Below are 22,424 nucleotides of genomic sequence, written 5' to 3' on the forward strand. Positions count from 1 at the left end.
TGGATTATAACGCAATAAAGTCGTCACCCTGCCCGGCCATGCGTTGATTGACACTGAATCAGCTTGCTTTTTTCAGATGTTGATGGCGAATGCGGCTCAGCGTTTCTTTGGTTATACCCAGGTAAGATGCGATAATATGCTGGGGAAAACGCTGCAGGAATTCGGGATATAGTTTAGTCAACTCCTCATAGCGGTAATCGGCCGTGTAGTTTTGGGCCATGTTCAGGCGTTTTTGAACTGCCATGTGCTGGTTATCATCCAGCTTTATCCGCATTTCGTTGAAGGCCGGAATGGTATTAACGCGTTCGTAATAGCCATTTGCCTTGGGCAGTAAGAGCAACTCGGTTTCTTCCCAGGCATCTATGTTGTAAATAGACGGTGTTTCTTTATGAAAGCTCTCCCGGTCCGACGTCCACCAGTTTTCGATGCATAAATTGAGCACGTGCTCATACCCTTTTTCGTCGACCGTATATTGCCGGGTGGCTCCCTTCACAATGAAGGCGATGTATTTACAGACTTCACCTTCCTGCAGCAGGAATTGCCGCTTTCTTAATTTTTTGGGGATGAACGCTTCCTCCAGCAGGCTGATATCGGTTTCGGAAAGTGGTATGGTGGAGCGTTCTTGTATATATTGTATAAGTGGATTAACCATCAACCAGCGGACAAAGTAAAAAGTCTAAGACAACGTTTCAGGTGCTAAAGATAGTAACTGGCAAAATAGGGTTTGCTGAAACGGAAAGTTATACAAACCGATGTCTGTCTTATTCTAACGATGTATCGGCGGTTGATAGGACGGGCTAATTATTATATCTGTCAATCATATACTGTATGCCTAAAGGCATATGCTAAGGATTGTGTTTGACAGTTATCAAAAATCAAACGACCATCGTAACATATTCTCAAAAAACGCTCATACATGAGACAGGGCAATATTCAGCTATTTGACTCGACAATACGGGCGTCAAAAGAGATAACTTAATCACTTTAAGATGAAATATCAAATACAAACAACCCTTTATCCCTGAAAGCTACCATTTGAGTAGTATGCTTTGCATAGTACTATGTTATTTATTTTAATTTGTTGAATAAATAATTTGTTGCCTTGCAAAATCTACATTAACAGCCTAGATGCTAACCGATCTTAATAGCTTCAATCAGAAATCAGTCTACACGTTGCTTCGTGTATGGCTCTTTTACATACTTAGTGTGGCTATATTGCTCTTTACGTCCCGATTGACAAAGAGCCTGCCTACAACGATTGCCAATTTGCTGTCAATCGCACTGGCCTCCCTTTTGACTGTCGGGTTGGTGGTTGTATTTGCCCGATGGGAAAAACTCCGTTTAGCCTATGTGGGTCTCAAACCCGGCCGTCAGAGTGCTAACCGATTTGTAACAGGTTATGTCATTGGGGCTTCTATGGCTGTGATGCAGGCATGCTTCGTACTGCTTTTTGGTCATCTTCGGCTTATTTTTAATCCACACATGACGGCGGCGGAGATTGGTTTATCAGCTTTGCTCTATTTGTTGGTGGCCTGTCGGGAAGAACTGGTTTTTCGCGCCTACGCGTTGAGAAGTCTTAGTTACTCCATGACTTCAGCAATAGCCCTACTGATCATTCTTGTGATCTTCATTAGTGAACATGTGCTGGCTGGCATGGGCTGGACGATGGCACTAGTCGGTTCAGGATTGGGTGGCCTTTTATTTGGTATCTCAGCGCTCAAAACTCGTGGACTAGCTTTGCCGGTAGGGCTTCATAGTGCCTGGAACTTCGGTCAATGGATGATGGGCTTCAAAAACAAAAATGGGATCTGGGAAGCAGTCGTCGAAAAAGGGTATGAAGCCAAAACGGAAACCATTGGTTTAGTCGCTTTTGCAGGAGTAATGATTCTGGCGATTGCAGCCGTTTCTCTCTTCTATACTGGCAAAAATAAGCTCGGTAGACTGTAAATGAACCTAAATTCACGGTCTTACGTAAACGCTCGTTTTTTTTACTAATTCTATAAATCAGCGTTTTACGGGGCCACCGTGGCGCGGCTATTTTCATTTTGGTCCGGCTGCTTCGGCAGTCCGACTGGATGGCCCGCACGGGCGGCCCCGCCGTTTTGCACTGAAGACCTAATAGCCCAGAGCAGATAGCTTCCTGACAATCACCTTCCGATCTGCTTTGGAATGGGTTAGTTCCAGGGACGTTTTGAAATGATTTACCGCTTTTTCGTTGTCGATGCCCGTGTACAATTCTCCTAGTAAGGCATGATAGAGATGGTGTGAGGTGAGGTTCAATTTTTCTGCTTCTTTGATCGCGATTTCTTTTCCGTTTGCTTTTGATAATGAATAAGTCCGGTTTAAGGCGGCCATGGGGGAATATTCGATGATCAGCAGTTGGTTATAGAGTTGCAGAATACGCTCCCACTTTTCCTTTGTATCATTTTTGATGGTATGAAAATAGGCGATTCTGGCTTCCAAATGGTATTTTGAAAGCGTATTGCCTGATGATGACTGGTTTAGAAAATGCTCGCCCTGGCGGATCAGGTTTTCATCCCAAAGCCCTTCATCCTGATCTTCATAAAGCACCGTTTCCCCCTCGGAATCAGTCCGGGCTTCGAACCGCGAGGCATGAAAACACATTAATGCCAGCAAGGCATAGACGGGCGGCTGACTCGTGAGCTTACTTTCCAAAAGCAAATTCGTGAGTCGGACAGCTTCCAGGCAAACATCTTTGCGCAAGGTAACATCGCACCCGGAAGCATAATATCCTTCATTAAACAGCAGATACAGGGTGGTCAGCACATTTTCCAAACGGTTCTGAATTTCAGAGGCCTGCGGAAACGCTATTTTTACCTGATTTGAACGCAGTTTTTCCCGTGCGCGAAAAAGTCGCTTAGTAATGGTTTCTTTAGTCGTCAAAAACGCAGCTGCGATTTCATTTACACCAAAACTGCAAAGGATATTGAGCGACAGCCCAATCTGGGCCTCCGCCGGAATGGACGGATGACAGATGGCAAACATCATTTGTAACTGGCTGTCTGTAATGTTCCGGTCCGAAAGATCAATGTCGATTTCCGAACCGGAATTTTCTACACCATTTAGCTCATAGGTAATCTGCTGCGCGATTTTCTGGTTAAACAGCGTATTGCGTTTGAGATAATCCTTTGCTTTGTTTTTAGCGACGGCATACAGCCAGGCCGTTGGATTTTCAGGAAGCCCTTTTATCCCCCATGTTTCCGAAGCCTGCAAAAACGTATCACTCGCAATATCCTGGGCAATTGCAATGTGTTCCAGACCAAACCGTTTTGAAAGAACGGCGGTGATTTTCCGGTATTCTGTTCTGAAAAGATGGGGTATCAGGTCTGGTTCGTTCATTTAAATCGCAATTTCTCTCACTTCTACATTTCCGCCCTCGAGCAGGATCGGGCAAGTACTGGCCATGGCCGCCGCTTCGTCCAATGACTCGGCTTTTACACCGATGTAGCCGCCGATTGATTCTTTGATCTCGGTGTAGGGACCGTCCGTGATCACCTGATTGGGGCGTACCACTTTCCCCTCATGCGCCAATCGGTTTCCGCGATCGGCCAGTTTGTTTTGCGCAGCGATGCTGCCAAACCAGTCCATCCACCGTTTCAGGTTCGCCTGCATTTCTTCCGGTGATGCAGTTGGGCGGGCCTGTTCGGGAGATCTGAAAATTAATAAGAAGTCTTTCATTGCAAGGATGTTTACAGGTTAAAAACGAATGACGATCGGGATGGGTAGGAATGGACAACCTGCTGGAAAAAATTCCTAATCGTCTGTGGTATGATTGTTGAGACTTTCTAGCGCGTTCAAAAGATCATTAACAATTAACCCGTTGGGTGAAATTAAATAATAGAAAAATATTGTACCTGAAAAAACGCTCCTAAGTGCGATACAGTGAATTCTCCTGCCCGAAAATGGGGCGCTTAGTTGGACGTTCACTTTTTTAACCGGAAAGAATTAATGATCTTAGCTACTTGCTTAACCTAGATAACTGTCTAGTAACCAACCCTGTTAACGTGGACTCGATTTGCCTATGAATAAGCCGGTACTGGATGTCATTGTGGTTGGTGCAGGGCATGCCGGGATTTGCGTCAGCTATTGTCTAGCCAAACAGGGTATTCCCCATCTGGTCTTTGAGCAGGGACGAATCGGGGAAACCTGGCGTTCCCAGCGGTGGGATTCCTTTAAGATGAACTCGGCTAACAAATTAAATCTGCTTCCCCAACAGGCGCCCTATTTTGAAGACCCCAATGCCTTTGCTGAGGCAATTGAATTTGCGCTGGCGCTGGAAACCTACGCCTACCAGGAAAATCTGCCCGTTAAAGAATACTGTCCGGTAGTATCCGTACTTATCGACCAGGAACAAGGTGTTTTTCGGGTTATTGTCTCCAAGGAGGGCAAAGAGACAGCTTATCTCAGCCGACGGCTAGTTATCGCTTCGGGTGGTCAAAATAGGATTTGGGTTCCTGACTTCGCTAATCACCTGGCCAAGTCGGTGGTGCAACTTCACGCCAGTCAGTACAAAAATGCTCATCAACTCCCTGCTGGAAATGTGTTGGTGGTAGGGAGTGGCCAATCCGGAACCCAGATCGCCCAGGATTTGCTGGGTTCGGGGCGACACGTTTTTCTCTCGACGGCCCGGGTTGGCCGGATACCAAGACGCTACCGGGGCAAAGATATTTTTGACTGGCTGGTTGAGATTGGGTTTTATAATACGGCTACTGAGGAGGTTACTGACCCGTCTGTGTTAAAGGTCAAAAACCCGCAGGTGTCGGGGGCTGGGCAGCGTGGGAAAACCTCGAGCTTACAGTCCCTAGCCAGAAGTGGAGCCGTCATACTGGGTCGGGCGGACAGAGCCGAAGCCGATACTATTTTTTTTCAGCCCAATTCGTCCTCTAACGTCAGGTACGCTGACGAATTTTCCCGGCATGTGAAACAGCTCATCGACGCGTACATTCAAAAAAATGAGGTGTTGGCTCAGCTTGCTGACATTGATCTGGATGATGTGCCGGATGAAGAAGCCGCCTGCGCGTCTGCTTTGACGCAACTGAATCTTGTCCAGGAGTCGATCACCTCAATCATTTGGACCACCGGGTTTAGCGGTGATTTCAGCTACCTACCCCTGTCCGTACTCACTAACGAGCAGTTGCCCAGGCATCGAAATGGGGTTGGCGCAGTGGACGGCCTTTATTTTATCGGGCTCCCCTGGTTGAGGAAACGGCAATCGGCAATAATTTTGGGGATTAAGGACGATGTCGAATTTATTGTTAGTCAGATTGTAAAAGGTAGCTTCCTTGGCAGTTGGTAAACGAAACGTCCAAATGAATTTTCTCATTGTCATTCAAAGAGATTGGATCGTTTTAAAAGCGCTGCTCCAGCATTAAATATTGACTACCCGAACTAGGAATGGCCAGATCGTGTGCTATGGATAGCATTAGACAGAATTTAAAAAATCGCTGTCTCAGAATACCCTCCTACCTGAGACGAACAGGCTTTGTAGGTCTGCTCCCTAAATGGGGCGTTTAAGGAGACGGTACCCTACTCCTTATTCGGCGTGAACAGTTTGTTCCGGTGGTTTAATCCCCAATCCTTCAGGGCATAGATGAGGGGCGTTAACGTGTCGGCATAAGCCTCGGCTGTATACAAAATCTTAACCGGGTAATCCCCTACCACGTTTCGCTTGATGAGTTGATGCGCTTCTAGCTCTTTGAGTTCCTTCGCCAATACCTTCGGCGTAATACCAGGAATACTTTCCTGAATATCTGTAAACCTCTCATTACCAACTGAAACAGATATGATTATGGGTAATTTCCATTTGCCATTAATCACCTCTAACGTATCCCGAACCGGCTTCACCGTTTCCAGACAATTACAATGACCTCTCTTAACCGCCATGACTTTTGACATACTATTTCGCTTTCCTTTGGGAAAGTGCTATACAAAGGAAAGCAAAACGACCTACTTTTGCAAAACAATCTAGTCCAACATAGATAAATCAAGCGAATGGGTAAACATCGGTTTAATCGCTACCGGTTCTACTACCTTCAATGAGCCTTTTAATCTGGCCCGTCAATTCAAGGCGCTTGATATCATGAGCCACGGTCGGTCCGGCTGGAATGCTATTACCTCAAGCGGGGAAGATGTTGCGGCCAACTACGGCATAAGCATTCCCTCCAGTGAGGACCGTTACGGCAGGGCTCATGAAGTAATACAACTTATCCAAGCCCTTTGGGGTAGTTGGGGAAAGGACGCCTGGGTGCACAACCAGGAGAGTGGTCAGTTTACCAAGAGAGGGCAGATCGTTCCCATCAATTTACAAGGTAAGTTCGTTGGCTCCAGAGGGCCGCTTTACATCCCTCCTTCCGAGCAGGGACAGCCGGTTATCGTTCACGCCGGAGGAAGTCCAAATGCCCATGAACTGGCTGGACGGTTCGCGAGTCTAGTCATCGGGGCCGCCTTTACCATCGACGATGCCCGCGCCCAGCGGAAAGCATTTAGAGAGGCTGCCAAACGGTATGGACGTGACCCGGATGAGATTAAGTATATTCCTGGTTTGATGACTACTATAGCGAAGGATAGGCGTGCGGCCCTGGATCGTCGAATTCAGTTAACGCAGCATCTGTTCCCGCAACGAGTGGTCTATCTGCAACATATGCTGGGCATCTCTCTCGATGCTGCTCACTTGACTGAACCGCTGTCACAACAGCAGTTGGCGAATGCCCACCCATCTCGTCATGACCCTCGCTCCACCCATGCACTGAAGATTGCTAAAGAAGGCTGGAGCCTGCGGGATATATTGGCTCACGGAGTGATTGATTATCACCCGGTGATTGTGGGGCCGGGCATTGAAGCGGCTGATCATATGCAGGCCTGGTTTGACGCCGGTGCAGCCGATGGCTTCTGGATTTCCCCCGACGTGAATGCCGACGGCATTGATGCCTTTGTGGATGAAGTAGTTCCCATCTTACAAGAGCGCGGCCTTTTCCACCAGGAGTATGAAGGCAAGACGTTACGCCACCATCTGGGTGCTCCCGATCAGTATGGCCTTGATCCTCGCGTTTCGAAGCACTAAAACAACCCTGGTAAATAAATTACATCAACTATGGAAATTGGCATCATTGGATCCGGAAACATTGGGAGTATCCTGGCTGGCTACTTAACCGCGCTGGGTCATCAGGTCTTCATAGCCAATTCACGCGGGCCTGAATCATTGGGTGAAGTAGGCCGGAAAACCGGTGCCACGGCCGTGACAACCGCCCAAGCAGCAGGCGCGAAGGATCTTGTCATTATCGCCATTCCTAATAAAGCCGCCGTTAACCTTCCCATTGACATACTGTCTGTTTCGGAAGCTATTATTGTGGATGCGGGTAACTACTATCCTTCCCGTGACGGGCAAATTGCTGCTATTGAAGCTGGCTTGACGGATAGTGAGTGGGTAGCGAACGTGATTGGCCACTCAGTGATCAAGGCGTTTAACAATATCGTTGCCCCAAGTTTGGCAACAAAAGCAGTTTCTGTTGGAAGTCCAAATCGAATTGCCTTATCAGTCGCCGGTGATGATAAGCCGCAAAAATGGGCGGTTATGAAGCTCATTGATGAAATAGGCTTCGACGCCATCGATGGTGGTTTACTTTCGGAGTCCTGGAGACAGCAGCCGGGTGAGCCAGCTTATTGTCAGGATTTGGACAAAGGCACGTTGACATCCGCTTTACAACAAGCTGACATCCGTAAACGAGCTGACAATCTGGCTACGGCTGATGACATGGCGCGTCCATATCTATAGAAAGACTAGTTGCCATACACGGAATATTGAATCGTACAGCTCTAAAAGACGGGCTATACGATTCAATCTCTTGAAACGCTGGTTTGATTTTAGGAATGAGACTAAACGCAACAGGCCAGCTACAACACAATGTGTTAGAGTTGGCCTGTTGGTTTATTGGTGACCCCGGACAGGTTCGAACCGCCACGGCGGACCGCTGTCGACCCATTGATTAAGACAGGGCCGCCTAAGCGGCTGGGCCATGAGCGATAGTATGAAAGCGCTGGAGACGAGTGTGGCAGCTTGGCGTATGGCCCTCACAAATAGAGCAATAAGTGGCCAACTTCTGTTTCATTCCGACCGTGGCATTCAATTTGCCTGCACAAACTTTAAGGATGACTAAAGGACTTGCCGGTGGTGCAAAGTATGAGTCGGAAGGGAAACTGCCGCGTCGGCGGTCCGATGGGATAATGGAGTTGCCGAAAGCTTTTTCAAGACCCTCAAGTGCGAGATGGTCAACCATACTTATTTTGCCACGCGGGCAGCAGCTCGGTTGGCCATCTTCGAGTATATCGAGGGTTGGTACAACTGTCGACGGAAACATTCGGTATTAAATTACCGCACGCCCAGCCAGCAGGAATCTTATTTTTACACTTCCTCAATGGCCGCCTAAAAAATCTTCACTACACTGTTGCAAGTCCAGAACGCCAATTCCATACTTTTTGCGGGAGTGGTTGATCCGGCCGCCAGGGACATTGATCCGCAGGCAGGTCCGGATATAGACCAATCATTAGCCGGAAGCCCGCCGGTCGATTTACGAATCCTACTGGCTCATCAGCCCAATCTGGCGAAAGCCGCCGAAGCTCACTTTGACCTGCAACTGTCGGGCCCTACCCATGCCGGTCAATTTTTTCCCTGGTCTATACTGATCCGACTTTTTCAACCTTTCGCCGTTGGCCTAAAGAAATGGGGTAGCCTGTGGGTGTATACAAATGCCGGGACAGGATTTTGGGGGCCACCGTTCAGGCTTGGCACCACGTCTGAAATCACCCTTATTGAATTGGTAGCCTTCAAAAACTTGGTCAATCTACTAGCGTTTTTGTTTTAAGGTTGATAGCTCATTAATCGCTCCTGCCTGATACGAAGTAGGCTTCATATATCTGCTTCCAGAACGGGGGGTAATCAGACTGTCTGTTTTAATACCTGTCAATGACAATCAGTAGTATACCCTTCATACAAAGTGGGTTTTGGCAGCTGATACAAGTACGGTGCTTTATGAGCAGCACCTGTATACTTCTTCTCCAATCGTTCTAATCCATTAAGACTCAGGATTTTCTTTTGAAAGTTGCCTCGTTCGAAGGGTTTATTTAAGATGGTTTCGTAAAGTTCCTGCACCTCTTTCATGGTGAAGGTTTCGGGAAGTAGGTTTAACACATTCAACTCCTGATCGAGCTTGAGTCGAAGCATTTCAAGCGCTTTGGTCACAATCGCGTTATGATCCATAATCATGGGTGGTAACTGGTTGATATCATACCACTCAATAGACTGATCAAGCTCACTTTTCCGAGGTATAGCCTTGTTCATATCCACAAGGGCATAATACCCGATGGAAACGAATCGTCTGGTAAACCATTCATACTCACGGCGGCCCTCTCCGTCATTGATCGTCGCAGTAGGCCCAATTAATTCAGAATTCAGCTCAATTAACCGGTCTAGAAAGGCTTTACCGTTACGGTTGGCTTTGCCCGTCACCTGAAACTGCTCCAGATAGTTTTCTTCAATTCCGGTTCTGCTCCGAATGATTCGTTGAGCGGCCTCATCAATATCTTCATCCTGAAACACAAACCAACTGGGTAAAGCCCAGAAATCACCTTCGTAGCGAAGCTTAGGAACCAGTACGCTTAGTTGTTTGGCTCGATAGCCAAAAATGACACAGTCAATCGTAAGTTGCTGAATGTAATTTTGCTCACTGAGAATCGGTAACGGTTGGGTTGTGGGCATACTTAACGGAGCATCAATTAGAAGGATTACATCGGTAAAGCTGAGCGTTCTCGCCGGTACAAAGTTATGGTTACTTTGCATACATCATCTTCTGGTCCCTTCATTTGGTTCGTTTCTGCGTCCAGCGAAACCATAGACAATAGACCGCTGCGGTAGGCTTTCAGTCAAGTGTGAAATCGATCCTGTAAAACACTCATTCGAAACGGACATGCCTACCCTGTACAGCGATCAAACGGGCCTCTGTTAACTCAGATAACTTATAACTTACTAAGGCGAGATAAACTAGCAGCCAATTTCGCCAACTACTTTGCCGTACAATCAATGTGTAAGTATATACACATTGATTGTACGGCAAAGGTATACAATTGCAAAAAAATTATTGTGTACTTACTTACACAATAACAATTATTTCTTTTACTTTTGATATAGAATTTGAAAATCCTCATGAATACGAGATTTAAGTCTTTTGTTTTCAGTGTCTTACCAGCGCATCTGTGGCTATCTATCTTATGTCAGCCGGGTTAATCGGTGCGGTCGTGCTCAAGTAGCCATCGTAATGACGAATAGGAAGAAATCGCTCCTTTGCAATTTTTAAAAAATGTAAATCAATTCATTAGAACGAGAATCATGAAAATGGCCAGTTGCTTAATAGGTGTATATCTTGCTGCTGCACTTCTCTGGGCCAACACCGTTGGTTTTAGCCAGACTGTTACTAACCAGAGCCAGAATTATTCGATTATTCCCAAACTTCCTTCTCCACCCAGGCCGGAACCGTTTACCGTTTCAACAATACCCTTACCAACGAATGTGGTTGAAAGTGACTTGGTCAATTATCTCCCGGACGGGAAGCATATCATCGCGGAGGTCCATTTTGCGGGTAAAAAAAAGGGGGATATCGCCGTCATGAACGAAGACGGAAGCGATTTCAAATGTCTGACGTGTGAATTGAAGGAAGAGATTGGCGGGGAAATGCCGGTGCCACTACCGGATGGGAAACGCGTGTATACACCGGATGGTATATTGGAATGCAGCCCGTCTATCGTTAATTGTCAACAGGCTCGTATTCTTCCATTGGTTTATCCGGCTATCCCACAAGCCACTATGGTTATGCATATTGCCACCAATATGTCGCCCGATGGCATCCATGTGGCATCGGGAATAATAACCACGAAAGGATATATTGTATTAGTCAGTGAACTAACGAGAGTATCAGACGGCAAAGGCGACCACTATGAATTGCACAACGGAAAGGTGGTTGCAGGGGGCTCGGATGGATTTGATTTTTCGGCATTCAGACCCAAAATAGATGGAGCCGGAGAAGTGAAAAGTTTTGCTGACGGCGGAAAGTCGCTCATTGATCTCGCCCTGTTTGAAGGTAATAACTACGACTTAGCCAAGATTGACCTTACCAATGGCAAGGTGACTCGTCTCACGAAACATTTCAGCTATGACGAAGGTACCTATCCCTCACCCGATGGCAACTGGGTCATTTTTCAAACCCATAGGCACACCACTCGCATGGATGCTTTTGGTCTAATTCCTCGACCCCTTATTGCCGGATTGCCGCAAGCAGCCGGTGTTGCCATGCAGCGAAATGCAGAGCATGAAGGCAATCCTAAGGCAACACGCTTTTACGGGCTTACCATGGTGGACAAATATGGCGACCGAGCCAGGTTACCTGAAGAAGGCTATACGGGCATAAATCTGATGACCGACAAAGATGATTTTACGCTTTATCATCATTTGGGAAATTTTGCCTGGCACCCGTCCAGTACACATGGCATTTTTTGGGAACAAAAAGATCCTAAAACCGTAAAAGAGGGCGAATCAACCGGGCGGCTTCGTATGCTTCGATTTACATCCAGAAAGCCCACAAAACCCTTAACCCCAGTTGTACCTGTTATCAACTGGGCACCTGACCTGAAGGATTTTAAATGGATCACCCCAACCTACCCGGAACAGGGAATTCTGAAAGGAAAAGTCGCTGGTTATGCTGAAATCAGCACAGTAAAACCAGCACAGGGGTCATCCGATGAACCTCGACGAGTCATTAGATACGTTGACTTTACGGATGATGGTGTTTATATTTTAAATGGTACCGAGTCATCAACAGTCGGTACAGGGGGGTATACTAAGCCTGTATCCTGGGACGCTGATATAAACGTCAGCGGCAAGCAAACCGGGTTTTTAAAAGCCCAAAACGTAAGGTTCAGCGTAACCAGCACGTCATCCGGGACGATTCAGGCAGAACTTGGTAAACACAACGTTGAGGTTGACCTGTCTCGTGGCATTCCGACCGGTGTACCGGGTGTACTTCGGTAGGTTCGTACGCTGACAATAGCCCCTGTGTACGGTCTACCCCCAGGTTGGAAAGAGTAGTATTCAGCGTACCACGTCCAGGCATACCCGGGCTCGACTACTCCCCTCGTGACTGACAAGCGGCTACCAGGTTTGACCTTCACCTGACAGAAGTGTTTCGGTTGACTACCCAGTTAAACGTAGGCTTATCAAAACAATAACGATCTGTTTTTTATGAACAAACTATTGCTTGTTTATTTGTTGTCATTTGTCAGTCTTGTCAGCACGGCTCAGGATAAGAATACCCTTGCGCAAGTGGGGGTAAAACAAAACGCGATCGATTTGAAAGCGATGAAACGTATCGGTAACGTAGATGAGCGGTATCAATCGTTCAATGTCGAAATGTGTGAGGTAATCGGTGGCGACTTCTGGATACCGTATGAGCTGGTCGATTCAGTAAAAAAGCAGTCTACTAAAACTGGATTTGCAGCCCTGAAATGGAAAATTGACCCCATTAACCTGTATGAAAAAAAACTTCGGAAACTGGCATCAGCCCTGGGTCCTACCTACATACGAGTGAGTGGTACCTGGGCCAATGGTGTTTATTTCCAGAACAACGATGAGCCTGCATTGAGTAGTCCACCGACCGGCTTCAAAAACATACTTACCCGGCAACAGTGGAAAGGTGTGGTTGATTTTTGCAAGGCTGTCGATGGCAAATTAGTGAGTTCATTTCCCATTAGTGATGGCATGCGGGATGAAAGCGGAACCTGGCAGCCTAAGCAGGTAAAAGCCATTTTAGAGTACACCAAAGCAATGGGTGGTGAAATCAGTGCGGCTGAATTTTTTAATGAGCCCTCCCATGCCTCACATGGCGATGCTCCAAAGGGCTATACTGGCGCCCAGTTTGCTCAGGAGTTCGCTCTCTTTAAATCCTTCGTAGCTAAGGCTGCTCCTAACATGACTATTATTGGCCCAGGTTCTACGGGGGAAGGGGGCATCCTTCCTTCGGGCCTGGATCTTTCGGTAGATGCCTTATTGTCACCTTCACCCAAACCTACCTTCGACGTCTTTACGTATCACTATTATGGCACCGTATCCAAACGTTGTTTGGGTGGTCAGAAACCAGAATTGGCCCTGACCGCAGACTGGCTGAGTAAAACCGAAAAAGGGCTCGATTTTTACCAACGGGCCAGAGATAAATATAATCCAGGAGCCCCTATCTGGCTCACCGAAACGGCCGAAACCGCCTGTGGAGGCAACCCCTGGGCAGTAACGTACATTGATAGTTTTCGGTATCTGGAGCAACTGGGCCGCCTGGCTAAAAAAGGCGTGCAGGTCGTGATGCACAACACGTTGGCCCGAAGCGAATATGCCTTGTTGGATCAGGATACCCATAATCCACGACCGAACTATTGGGCGGCTTTACTCTGGAATAAACTTATGGGAAGCCAGGTATTTGACGGAGAACAGCTAGAGCCTGGTGTTGATCTGTTTGTCCATAACTCAAAAAAGTGGTCTACTGGCAAAAGTGTCCTGATTCTAAATACGAATGAGAAAGTCACTTCGGTTACTATCCCTGCCGACGCCCTGCAATACTTACTCACCGCCGATGAATTGCTGACCAAAAAAGTAAAACTTAATGGTACAGAATTGAAACTGACCGCTACGGATAATGTACCGCCTATTCAGGGTAAACCCCTAAAAAAAGGGCAAGTGAACTTACCCGCTCATAGCATCCTGTTTCTTGAATTTAGCAAGTAGAAAACGTAAACCCAAGGGCGTTTAATTGGACGGCCTGTTTTAATAACTGTCAACTACAATCCGTAGCATCCGCCTTAGTTGTAACGATTTTTGTAACTTTCTTTAAATACACCCAACGATTCACAGCTTACCCGCCTTTAGTTGCCGAACGGCATAATCGGCCGCGCGGGCCGTTAGGGCCATGTAAGTCAGCGACGGGTTCTGACAAGCCGAGGAGGCCATACTCGCCCCATCGGTCACGAATACATTTTTGACGGTGTGCAATTGATTCCATTGGTTGAGCATCGACGTTTTGGGGTCGCGACCCATGCGGGCGGTGCCCATTTCGTGAATGGCCAGACCCGGAGCCTGGTGGTTGTCAATAGCGGCTGTAACCCGTATACCGGCCGCTTCCATCATCAGTTTAGCCTGAGCAATGGCGTCGCGTGTCATCCGGTCTTCGTTGTCGCCCCAGGCGCAGTCGATGTCGAGCGTTGGCATACCCCACTGATCTTTTTTGTCGGTGTTAAGTTTTACATGATTTTCGAAACGGGGCAGCATCTCGCCCATCGCCGTCATGCTGAACGACCATCCGCCCGGCTGGGTTAAAGACTCTTTGAAATCGGAGCCAAACCCCTCTGTCCAGCTTCCGCGCTCCCAGCCCGACCGGCCTCCTCCGCAGGCGAAAGCATAGCCCCGCACAAAGTCGGTCTGTTTGTCGGCGAGTACATTGCGGAATCTGGGTACGTAGGTGCCGGTTGGTCGGCGGCCGTAGTAGTAGCGGTCGTCCAGGTCGTGGCCCTCGTACACGCCAGCCACCCGGCCCCGGTAATTATGATCCATCAGGTAATGGCCCAGTACGCCACTGTCGTTACCCAAACCGTTTGGAAACCGGCTGGAGATAGAGTTCATCAGAACCAGTGTGGAGTTGAGCGTAGCGGCATTCAGAAAGATGATGTTGGCGTAATACTCCGTTACTTCTTTGGTGTTGGTGTCGATGACCCGAACGCCGGTAGCCCGTTTTTTCACATCATCATAAATGATAGAATGCACAACCGAAAAAGGCCGGATGGTCAGTTTGCCGGTAGCTGCCGCAACGGGTAAGGTGGCTGAGTTGCTGCTGAAATAAGCCCCGTACAAACAGCCCCGGCCGCACCAGTTGCGCGATTGGCAATCGGCCCGGCCTAGGGCCAGATGGTGGGGTTGCGCCTTACTCAGGTTAGCCGTGCGACTGATGATCAGATGGCGGTCGGCATAGGTTTTTTTCCAGGCGTCGCGCACACTTTTCTCGATACAGTTCATCTCGAAAGGCGGCAGAAATTCACCATCGGGCAGGGTAGACAGGCCGTCTCGGTTGCCGCTGATCCCCGCAAATTTCTCGACGTAGCTATACCAGGGAGCCAGATCAGCATACCGAATCGGCCAGTCGACGCCGTGACCGTCTTTGAGGTTATCCTCAAAATTAAATGGAGCCCAACGCTGTGTCCACCGGGCCCAGCTCAGCGATTTGCCGCCCACCTGATAGCCCCGAATCCAGTCGAACGGTTTGGTTTGCTGGTAGGGATGGTCGACATCTTTCACAAAAAACTGACCGGAATACTCATTGAACGCATAGCTAACCTTAGCCTGTGTTGGGCTTTTTTCCAGCACATCGAGCGGGTAGCGGCCCCGGTGAGTCATTTCCCAGGGGCTAGACAGGGTGGTGGGATAGTCCTTGACGTGCTCAACGGGTCGTCCGCGTTCCAGTACCAGCGTCCGCAAGCCTTTCTGCGTTAACTCTTTAGCTGCCCAGCCACCGCTGATGCCCGAGCCAATGACAATGGCGTCGTAGTGGTTCAGTCTTTCGGTCAGATTCATGCGATTATAGCTTGTCTTTTTCGATGATTTTTCCGCTCACTTTATCTTTCAAAATCAGCTTGTGCCGTCCGTCGTGGGTGAGTTCTTCCTTGATCAGGTAATAATCGGCGTCGTAATCGACCAGCGTTTTCTCCTGACTCAGGCCTTCCTGCCCCCGCCAAACGGGTAAGTCGACGGGCTCCCACTGTTTGCTTTCTGCCGACCTATACGCGGCATCGAGAACCGCGTTCACCACGTACCCATCGTAGAACGTTTCGGCGGGTTCGCGGCCTTCTTCGCAGGACGTGAACATGTCGGTAAACATGTGATTGTAACCCAGGTCGTTCACTTCATCGCCCACCGGAAAGAGCCAGCCCGTATTCGATTCAGCCTTTTCAGCCACATAATCGGCCCCCTTTCCAGAGGTGTAAATTTCAAACCCGGTTCGGAGAAAATTATTGATCCAGATCGTGCCTTCGGTGCCCATCACCTCATCGCGCAGGTCCATGCCGCCCCGGAAAACCCAGCTTACTTCGAACTGCCCTATGGCTCCGTTTTCGTATTTGACCAGCGCAATGGCGTGGTCTTCGGCGTCGATGGGCTTTACCTGCGTGGCCGCCCAGCACATGACCTCAACCGGCCGAACATCTTTCCCGATAAAACTACGGGCAATCTCCACGCAGTGGCAGCCCAGATCGAGCATGCAGCCGCCACCGGCCTGCTCTTTGTCCCAAAACCAGTTGGAGTGCGGGCCGGGGTGTGCCTCGCGCGATTTGGCCCATAGAATCCGGCCCAATGCCCCGCTCTTAACGCTTTCCAGGGCTTTCAGAAATTTGGGCGAATAGCACAGGTCTTCGAGGTAACCGCCGAAAATGCCCGCTTCTTCAACAAGTTTCATCATCCGCAGGGCTTCCTCCGCCGTCCGGCCGAGCGGCTTGGTGCAGACGACGTTCTTTTTGTGTTTGGCGCAAAGTTCAACCGCAGTGGCGTGGAGGTTGTTGGGCAGGGCCACGCAAACCATTGTCACATCGGGATGCGCAATGATTTCCTCCATATTGGTCGACCAGATGGAACAGCCGTAATCGGTGGCGAATTTCTGCGCTGTTTCTTCCCGGCGGGCGTATATGGCAATAACCCGGTCGCGGCTGCGCTGACCGTGGAGCGATTCGGCGTAGAAGCGGCCAATGAAGCCGCCCCCAAGCATGGCAATTTTTTGCATAACTACGCGGTTTTGATCAGTTTCATTTCTACAGGGTCCCAGTTAATCACCTTTCGCTGCTCGGCACTCATGTTGGCCGCCAACGAGGGTGCAGCCGCCCGTAAGCCAAACTCGGCATCTTCTTTTACTAGCGACGGGTTATTTTCCCGAACGGCATTGAAGAACACAATCATGTGGTCGAGTCGGTCGTCGTAGCCAGCGGGCGTGTTGAACGCTACGGCCGGTTCGTTCTGCACCTGCCGGGTAAATTGTGCTGCCGGGTATTTCTGGTCGTACTGCCTGATGAACTCTTCCTGCATAGCTTGCGGATAAGTAAACAGGGCATCATAGCCCTTGCTGTACATGGGTGCGTTGGGCCGTTTAAGCCGATTCAGGACGAACGAATTCCAGCCAATATCGATGACCCCCTCCGTTCCAACCAGGCGCGTATGAATATCGCCACCAGCGCCCGTTGCCAGATTGACGCGGGTTGTGAACTGAAACGACGGATTTTTGTCAGTTTTCGGGTAATCCATAATGGCGGTAACCAGGTCGTAGGCATCCCGGCCATCTTTCCAGAAATTCAAATCGCCCAGCGCAAAGATCCGGGTTGGCCCCTGCGAGCCCGTAATCGTATGCACGCCGGTGAGCAGGTGGACAAATAAATCGCCGGCCACACCCGTTCCGTATTCTTTGTAGTTACGCCATCTGAAAAAGCGTTCGGCCTGAAAGGGGCGTTTGGGCGCATCGCCCAGAAACCGATCCCAATCCACATCCTTCGGGTTAAGGTTTGGCGGCAGCGTATACTGCCAGGCACCCAGCGCATCGGTACGGTCGAGAAACGTTTCGACGGATGTTAACTCGCCTATATCGCCCGCTTCGTATCGTTTTTTAGCTTCCAGTACAGCCGCACTGCTCGCCCGCTGACTACCCACCTGGAAGACTTTTCCTGATTTCTTATGCGCACTGATCACCGCTTTCCCTTCGTCGATATGGTGAACCATGGGTTTTTCACAGTAGACATGCTTACCCGCCTGTAGCGCATCAATCGAGATACGGTCGTGCCAGTGATCGGGTACGCAAATCAGAACGGCGTCCACGTCTTTCCGAGCGAGTACTTCGCGGTAGTCGCGAGTCGTAAAAAGATCGTTGCCCCACACTTCTTTGGCCCGAACGAGTCGCGGGTCGTAGAGGTCAGCCACGGCAACGACTTTTGTTCCCGGCACTTTCAGCGCACAATCGAGGTCGTAATGACCGATGATCCCTGCGCCGATCAAACCGATATTGATGGTGTCGGCCGCTGATCGGGGTTGTAATGGGGTAATAAGGTGGCCGGAACCAGCCTGCATGCCTACCTTTCCGGCATTCGCCAGTGTTGCGCCACCCGTCAGCAAGGCGGTGGTACCACTCAGTTGGCGGAGAAATTTACGTCTTGAATTCATGAGAAATAAGGGGTTAGGGAAGCCTGTTCACTGGGGTTGGCTAAAACTGTAGAGCGCGGCCGGGTTGTCAATCATCAGTCGATTCCAGTAGTCTCCTAGACCGCGTTTGTTAAGCTCGTCCAGGAAGGTCGTCATCAGGTACGTTAGTCCCGGTTTGCCGCCGTACGATTGCCAGTAGGTGTTTCGGGCCGCGTCCATCCCGGCCGTAATCTGGTCAGGAAAGTCGGGCAGGAGCGCTTCCAGCAGCCGAAACGTTTGGTTATCGTCGCCGGTTTTCCAGCGAAACGCACTGTCGAATTCAACGCGGATGCCGGTTTGGAGCAAATCACGATGATACGCCAGATCAGGGTGTCGATCCATGTGCGAAATGACCACGTGACGCAGATTAGCCCCCAACTTAGCAAACCGTTCAGCCTGTTCCAGCGCATGAAGCCCGGAATTGGTGTGGGTCAGAATGGGGACGCCCGTTTCCAGGTGGGTATTCACTACGGCCCGAAAAATCAGTTCCTGATGCGGTGTTATGGGATCGTCGCCGGTGGCCAGTTTGACCATCCCCGCTTTGTGCGGAGTTCGCGCCAAAATCGGTCCGTTATAATCAAAGGCGTCGATGCCTTCGATCACGTCGGCCATGAACAGGCGCGTGAGCTGGTCTTCGGAATACTTATACCGCCAGTGTGACAGCGGGTAATACTGCTCCAGGTGAATGCCCGTTGGTGCGATGATCTGAATACCCGTCCGGCGCGACACGTCGGCCAGTTTCAGCACATTGCGGCCACAGTTAGCGGGCATCGTATCGACCATCGTCCGGCCCCCGGCTCCATACACACGTGTCAGCTCGTGGGCTACTTTATCGACATCGTTGAGCAAAAAATCGGGGTTCGCCAATGTTGGAAAGCTTTCCTCGATAATCAGGTGCTCATGGGCATAGGTGATCCCGGCTTGCGTGGCCGGTATGTCGCCCAAAACAGTTCGGATAAAGGCCATAGCGTGGGTACGTTCAGGTACGTTTACAGGGAAGAAGGAGAAGCAATCCGGCTCGGAAAGTTATTTTTCCAGCCGTCACGAGATGTATCAGCCAAGTCATCTGGTATGTCCAAAACGGCTCCGATTCGCAGCAAATCCTCCTGCAATCGAGCTATCGTCAGTTCATTGGCGGCTTCATCGGACTGCAACGACTGAACAGCGGCCAGCCCGGCGGCTTGTCCCATCGACATGGTTTGGGCCATAGATCGGCAGGAAGCATGGGCATCGTGCGTAGCCGAAAAACAGCGCCCCACCATCCAGACGTGCTGGCTGTTTTTGGGAACAATGGTGCCGTAAGGAACGCCATACACGCCGGAGCCGGGAATATATTCCCAGTAGGTTTCGGCGGCTCCGTTCTGGTCGTACCGGTGGTCTTCGATGGGCGCACCACAGAGAAAAATACGGTCGTCAGGCAGCAATCCGGCCAGGCATTCGTCCTTCGTTAGCCGATGTTCGCCGTATACGCGCCGGGTTTCCCGAACGCCAATCTGGTGCGACAAGCCGATGATATTGGACTGGGCAAAACCGGGTACATCGGCCTGAAAAAAGGATTCGTAAATGAACGACTGCCTGCGCCCTTCTATCTCCGCCTTCGTCAGTTCATCAGCATTCAGGGCCGACAGTCCGGCTACTTTTACGGCTACAGTCGAGATGCACTTTTGGGCGTTCATCTCGTGGGCCGAGCCTTCTTTACGCGGTAACGGGTGCCGCCCGCTGTCGACGGCTTCTTTCATTTTTTTGGCCAGCATCTTTTTGCCGCCCGCCCGTTCGTACTCGTCCAGGTCGACGTTGCTCATCCGAAAGGTCGTTGTGAGGCTTTGCGCGGGTTCACGCTGACCGGCAATTTCGTAGGCGAAGCCCGCCAGATGGCAAAAATCGGCATCACCCGACGCGTCGATTACCCGGCGGGCCAGCACTTTCTGAAAGCCGCCTTTATTCCAGAAAACACAGGCGTATCGTTCGCCTTCGGAAGCCACGTCGATGAGGGTCGTGTGCAGCAGATACTGGATACCATACTGTTGAATCAACTGGTCCCAAACGAGTTTCAGTCGTTCGGGGTTGTAGTTCACGCCCGTTCCGGCTCCATAGGTGTTGGGCCGCAGAAACACTGCTCCTGCCCTGTCTAGGTCGTTTACGATACGGTCGGGCCAGCCGCCCACGATTTTGCGGGGTGTTTGGCCGGGCGTAAAAAAACCGTAGAACGTATCGAGCATCTGGGTAGACGTGCCTCCCGGAAAGCCGTAGCGTTCTACCAGCATGACTGATAATTCCGGGCCCTGACCGGCCGCAGCCAAGGCCGCAACGCAACCTGCCGAACCGGCCCCAATAACGAGCAGATCGGTTTCGGCCAGAAGCGGCACGTGGAGGTGATTGATAACGTTTGCCATGTTACACGCCAAAATGTTTGCGTACCACCTGCCGACTCATTTTCAGGCTCTCACGAATAGGCCGGGTGGGCGTAAATCCGGCCGGGAAAGCAAGCTCAACGGTCATATCGCCCGCAAAACCAAGCTGTTTTAACTGACGGGAAATAGCCCCGAAATCCATGATGCCTTCGCCCACGGCTTCGGGCCAGACGCCCGTCCAGAGGTGGTCGCGGAGGTGCATGTAAACGATTTTGTCGGCGTAGGTTTTCAGGAACGTGGGTACGTCTACTTTGGCCTGAAACAGCCAGTCGAGGTCGGGGCCAAGCTTGTGATCGGGGATTCGCTGGAGGGTATTCTGCAGGTCAAAAATCCCGTCGGCCACTTCATACGTGTGGTTATGCAGATTCGGCACCACCTTGTACTGCTTGCCAATGGCATCAATCTGACGCAGAGTATCGGCCTGTACATTAAATTCTTCGGGCGTTTTTTTGCGTCGGGCATCACCCACCGACAGGCCCAGTACACGGCCCTTGAGTTGAGCAATGCGTTCAATGATTTTCCCGGCATTATCCACATTTTCGGCCTGCTTCTTCTTGTCCCAAAGGTTCTGCCCGTGGGAAGCTCCGATCACCGATACCCCCGTCTGTTGAATCAGATCGCCAATTTTCGAGACTGCATCATCGTGCTCCAGGGCAACGCCCATTAATTCAATCGCATCAAAACCGGCGTATTTCACGTCGGCAAACACCTGATCGAGAACCGGGGAACAATCGTACCTGGGCTTGTCGGATGAAAAGACCCAGACATGCGCTCCTACGACCGGTTTGCGAGCCAGCGGCATACGCCCGGCCAGCAGCGGTTGCTGTACCAGGGCCAATGCCCCGGTGGTGGCGCCTAAAAAATCGCGACGGTTCATCAGGATTGCTGGGTTGTTAGTGAACGGGTTTGCTCGCTTACGTATGAAGGAATGCCAACGTGCTGGTACAGTTTGGCGAGTCGATGGGCATGTTCGTCGTAGGCACTTTCGAAAAGCGTTACGGCCCGTTCGGCACCCACTACATTGGCGGCAGATAGTACTTTGGGCGGTTGTCCCGCTTCGGTTAACAGTCGCGCCACTTCGGCTTTGATACAGTTCACCAGCACCACGCCACCCAGCGTTGAGCCGGGCGCTACGGGCGTGTCCAGCCCAGGAATTGTGAGCATGGCATCGCCAACGGGGGCACCCGTGTCGAGAATAAGGTCGGCAAAATCGCTCAGTTTTTTGCCATCGGTCCGTTTGCTGGTGCTTTTATCGGCATGTTCTTTCGTTACCAGTGCTACCACTTTTACCCCCTGACGCTGAAACAATTCGGCCATTTCGATGGGTACCACATTGGAACCGCTCGACGAGATAACCAGCGCCGAATCCAGATCTGATAATTCATAGTTTCGCAGAATCCGGTCGGCCAGTCCAGGTACGTTCTCCAGAAACATAGCCTGCCGCTGTCCATTGGCGCCAACAACCAGATTATGAAACGACAGAGACAGCTCGACGATGGGGTTGAATCCCGGAAACGAACCGTAGCGCGGCCACATTTCCTCAACCATGATTCGACTGTGACCGCTGCCGAAGAGGTGAACCATGCGCCCGGCCAGAATTGTCTGGCTAAACCAGTTGGCCGCCTGCTGAATAGCTCCCGCCTGTGCTTCGATAGTGGTGAGAATGTCTCTTGATCGTTGAATGTACTCCGCTGTGAGGGTCATGG

At 50.2% G+C, this 22,424-nt stretch carries 19 protein-coding genes and 1 pseudogene; 8 read left to right on the forward strand and 12 right to left on the reverse strand.

Annotation, left to right across the window (positions count from 1 at the left end; translation table 11 throughout):
* Positions 1 to 58: 58 nt before the first annotated feature.
* Positions 59 to 652, reverse strand: coding sequence for a Crp/Fnr family transcriptional regulator (locus CWM47_RS02645; protein WP_100986233.1), 594 nt, complete (start codon positions 650 to 652; stop codon positions 59 to 61).
* Positions 653 to 1,128: 476 nt separating this feature from the next.
* Between CWM47_RS02645 and CWM47_RS02650 the strand changes: the two genes are divergently transcribed.
* On the forward strand, positions 1,129 to 1,947 hold the full coding sequence (locus CWM47_RS02650) for a CPBP family intramembrane glutamic endopeptidase (RefSeq protein ID WP_100986234.1): 819 nt from the start codon (positions 1,129 to 1,131) through the stop codon (positions 1,945 to 1,947).
* 168 nt (positions 1,948 to 2,115) lie between these two features.
* On the opposite strand, the gene CWM47_RS02655 is transcribed toward CWM47_RS02650, so the two are convergent.
* Together CWM47_RS02655 and CWM47_RS02660 are read right to left on the reverse strand one after the other, a co-directional pair.
* Positions 2,116 to 3,360, reverse strand: coding sequence for an RNA polymerase sigma factor (locus CWM47_RS02655; RefSeq protein ID WP_100986235.1), 1,245 nt, complete (start codon positions 3,358 to 3,360; stop codon positions 2,116 to 2,118).
* Positions 3,361 to 3,699 carry a YciI family protein gene (locus tag CWM47_RS02660; protein WP_100986236.1) on the reverse strand — a complete coding sequence of 113 codons (339 nt, stop codon included), beginning with the start codon at positions 3,697 to 3,699 and terminating at the stop codon, positions 3,361 to 3,363.
* Between the two features lie 343 nt (positions 3,700 to 4,042).
* Here CWM47_RS02660 and CWM47_RS02665 point away from each other — a divergent pair, with 343 nt between their 5' ends.
* Positions 4,043 to 5,317 carry a flavin-containing monooxygenase gene (locus tag CWM47_RS02665; protein WP_100986237.1) on the forward strand — a complete coding sequence of 425 codons (1,275 nt, stop codon included), beginning with the start codon at positions 4,043 to 4,045 and terminating at the stop codon, positions 5,315 to 5,317.
* A 230-nt stretch (positions 5,318 to 5,547) separates the two neighbouring features.
* Here CWM47_RS02665 and CWM47_RS02670 read toward each other — a convergent pair whose 3' ends face one another.
* Positions 5,548 to 5,916 (reverse strand): winged helix-turn-helix transcriptional regulator, encoded by a 369-nt coding sequence (locus CWM47_RS02670; protein ID WP_317046710.1) that lies wholly within the window; start codon positions 5,914 to 5,916, stop codon positions 5,548 to 5,550.
* 115 nt (positions 5,917 to 6,031) lie between these two features.
* Between CWM47_RS02670 and CWM47_RS02675 the strand changes: the two genes are divergently transcribed.
* The 4 genes and pseudogenes from CWM47_RS02675 to CWM47_RS02690 all read left to right on the forward strand — a co-directional run bounded on the left by CWM47_RS02675 (position 6,032) and on the right by CWM47_RS02690 (position 8,879).
* Positions 6,032 to 7,081 (forward strand): NtaA/DmoA family FMN-dependent monooxygenase, encoded by a 1,050-nt coding sequence (locus tag CWM47_RS02675; protein ID WP_262512038.1) that lies wholly within the window; start codon positions 6,032 to 6,034, stop codon positions 7,079 to 7,081.
* A 30-nt stretch (positions 7,082 to 7,111) separates the two neighbouring features.
* Positions 7,112 to 7,792 carry an NADPH-dependent F420 reductase gene (locus CWM47_RS02680; protein ID WP_100986239.1) on the forward strand — a complete coding sequence of 227 codons (681 nt, stop codon included), beginning with the start codon at positions 7,112 to 7,114 and terminating at the stop codon, positions 7,790 to 7,792.
* Positions 7,793 to 8,240: 448 nt separating this feature from the next.
* A pseudogene (locus tag CWM47_RS02685) lies at positions 8,241 to 8,444 on the forward strand (IS3 family transposase); the annotation flags it as partial.
* Positions 8,445 to 8,462: 18 nt separating this feature from the next.
* Positions 8,463 to 8,879, forward strand: a complete 417-nt coding sequence (locus CWM47_RS02690; protein WP_100986241.1) for a metallophosphoesterase — start codon at positions 8,463 to 8,465, stop codon at positions 8,877 to 8,879.
* A gap of 98 nt (positions 8,880 to 8,977) precedes the next feature.
* Here the strand turns inward: CWM47_RS02690 and CWM47_RS02695 are convergent, their stop codons facing one another.
* Positions 8,978 to 9,772 (reverse strand): NUDIX hydrolase, encoded by a 795-nt coding sequence (locus CWM47_RS02695; protein WP_100993705.1) that lies wholly within the window; start codon positions 9,770 to 9,772, stop codon positions 8,978 to 8,980.
* A gap of 627 nt (positions 9,773 to 10,399) precedes the next feature.
* On the opposite strand from CWM47_RS02695, the gene CWM47_RS02700 reads away from it, so the two are divergent.
* Both CWM47_RS02700 and CWM47_RS02705 read left to right on the forward strand, forming a co-directional pair.
* Complete coding sequence (locus tag CWM47_RS02700; RefSeq protein ID WP_100986242.1) at positions 10,400 to 12,094, forward strand: TolB family protein; 1,695 nt, start codon at positions 10,400 to 10,402, stop codon at positions 12,092 to 12,094.
* Positions 12,095 to 12,304: 210 nt separating this feature from the next.
* Positions 12,305 to 13,834 carry a hypothetical protein gene (locus CWM47_RS02705; protein ID WP_100986243.1) on the forward strand — a complete coding sequence of 510 codons (1,530 nt, stop codon included), beginning with the start codon at positions 12,305 to 12,307 and terminating at the stop codon, positions 13,832 to 13,834.
* A 120-nt stretch (positions 13,835 to 13,954) separates the two neighbouring features.
* On the opposite strand, the gene CWM47_RS02710 is transcribed toward CWM47_RS02705, so the two are convergent.
* From CWM47_RS02710 to CWM47_RS02740, 7 genes are read right to left on the reverse strand one after another with little or no spacing between them, the layout of a single operon-like run.
* Complete coding sequence (locus tag CWM47_RS02710; RefSeq protein ID WP_100986244.1) at positions 13,955 to 15,670, reverse strand: GMC oxidoreductase; 1,716 nt, start codon at positions 15,668 to 15,670, stop codon at positions 13,955 to 13,957.
* Positions 15,671 to 15,674: 4 nt separating this feature from the next.
* Positions 15,675 to 16,868 (reverse strand): Gfo/Idh/MocA family protein, encoded by a 1,194-nt coding sequence (locus CWM47_RS02715; RefSeq protein WP_100986245.1) that lies wholly within the window; start codon positions 16,866 to 16,868, stop codon positions 15,675 to 15,677.
* Positions 16,869 to 16,870: 2 nt separating this feature from the next.
* Positions 16,871 to 18,289 (reverse strand): Gfo/Idh/MocA family protein, encoded by a 1,419-nt coding sequence (locus CWM47_RS02720; RefSeq protein WP_100986246.1) that lies wholly within the window; start codon positions 18,287 to 18,289, stop codon positions 16,871 to 16,873.
* A gap of 27 nt (positions 18,290 to 18,316) precedes the next feature.
* Positions 18,317 to 19,273, reverse strand: a complete 957-nt coding sequence (locus CWM47_RS02725) for a phosphotriesterase family protein (RefSeq protein WP_100986247.1) — start codon at positions 19,271 to 19,273, stop codon at positions 18,317 to 18,319.
* A 23-nt stretch (positions 19,274 to 19,296) separates the two neighbouring features.
* The gene (locus CWM47_RS02730; RefSeq protein ID WP_100986248.1) at positions 19,297 to 20,700 is read right to left on the reverse strand and encodes an FAD-dependent oxidoreductase; all 1,404 of its coding nucleotides are present in this window, start codon (positions 20,698 to 20,700) and stop codon (positions 19,297 to 19,299) included.
* Between the two features lies 1 nt (position 20,701).
* Positions 20,702 to 21,595 (reverse strand): sugar phosphate isomerase/epimerase family protein, encoded by an 894-nt coding sequence (locus CWM47_RS02735; RefSeq protein WP_100986249.1) that lies wholly within the window; start codon positions 21,593 to 21,595, stop codon positions 20,702 to 20,704.
* Entirely contained in the window at positions 21,595 to 22,422 is an 828-nt protein-coding gene (locus CWM47_RS02740; protein WP_100986250.1) for a sugar isomerase domain-containing protein, read from the reverse strand. The genes CWM47_RS02735 and CWM47_RS02740 overlap by 1 nt, the downstream gene beginning before the upstream one ends.
* Positions 22,423 to 22,424 lie beyond the last annotated feature (2 nt).

Origin of the sequence: Spirosoma pollinicola, from assembly GCF_002831565.1 — a bacterium.
Classification (GTDB): Bacteria; Bacteroidota; Bacteroidia; order Cytophagales; family Spirosomataceae; genus Spirosoma; species Spirosoma pollinicola.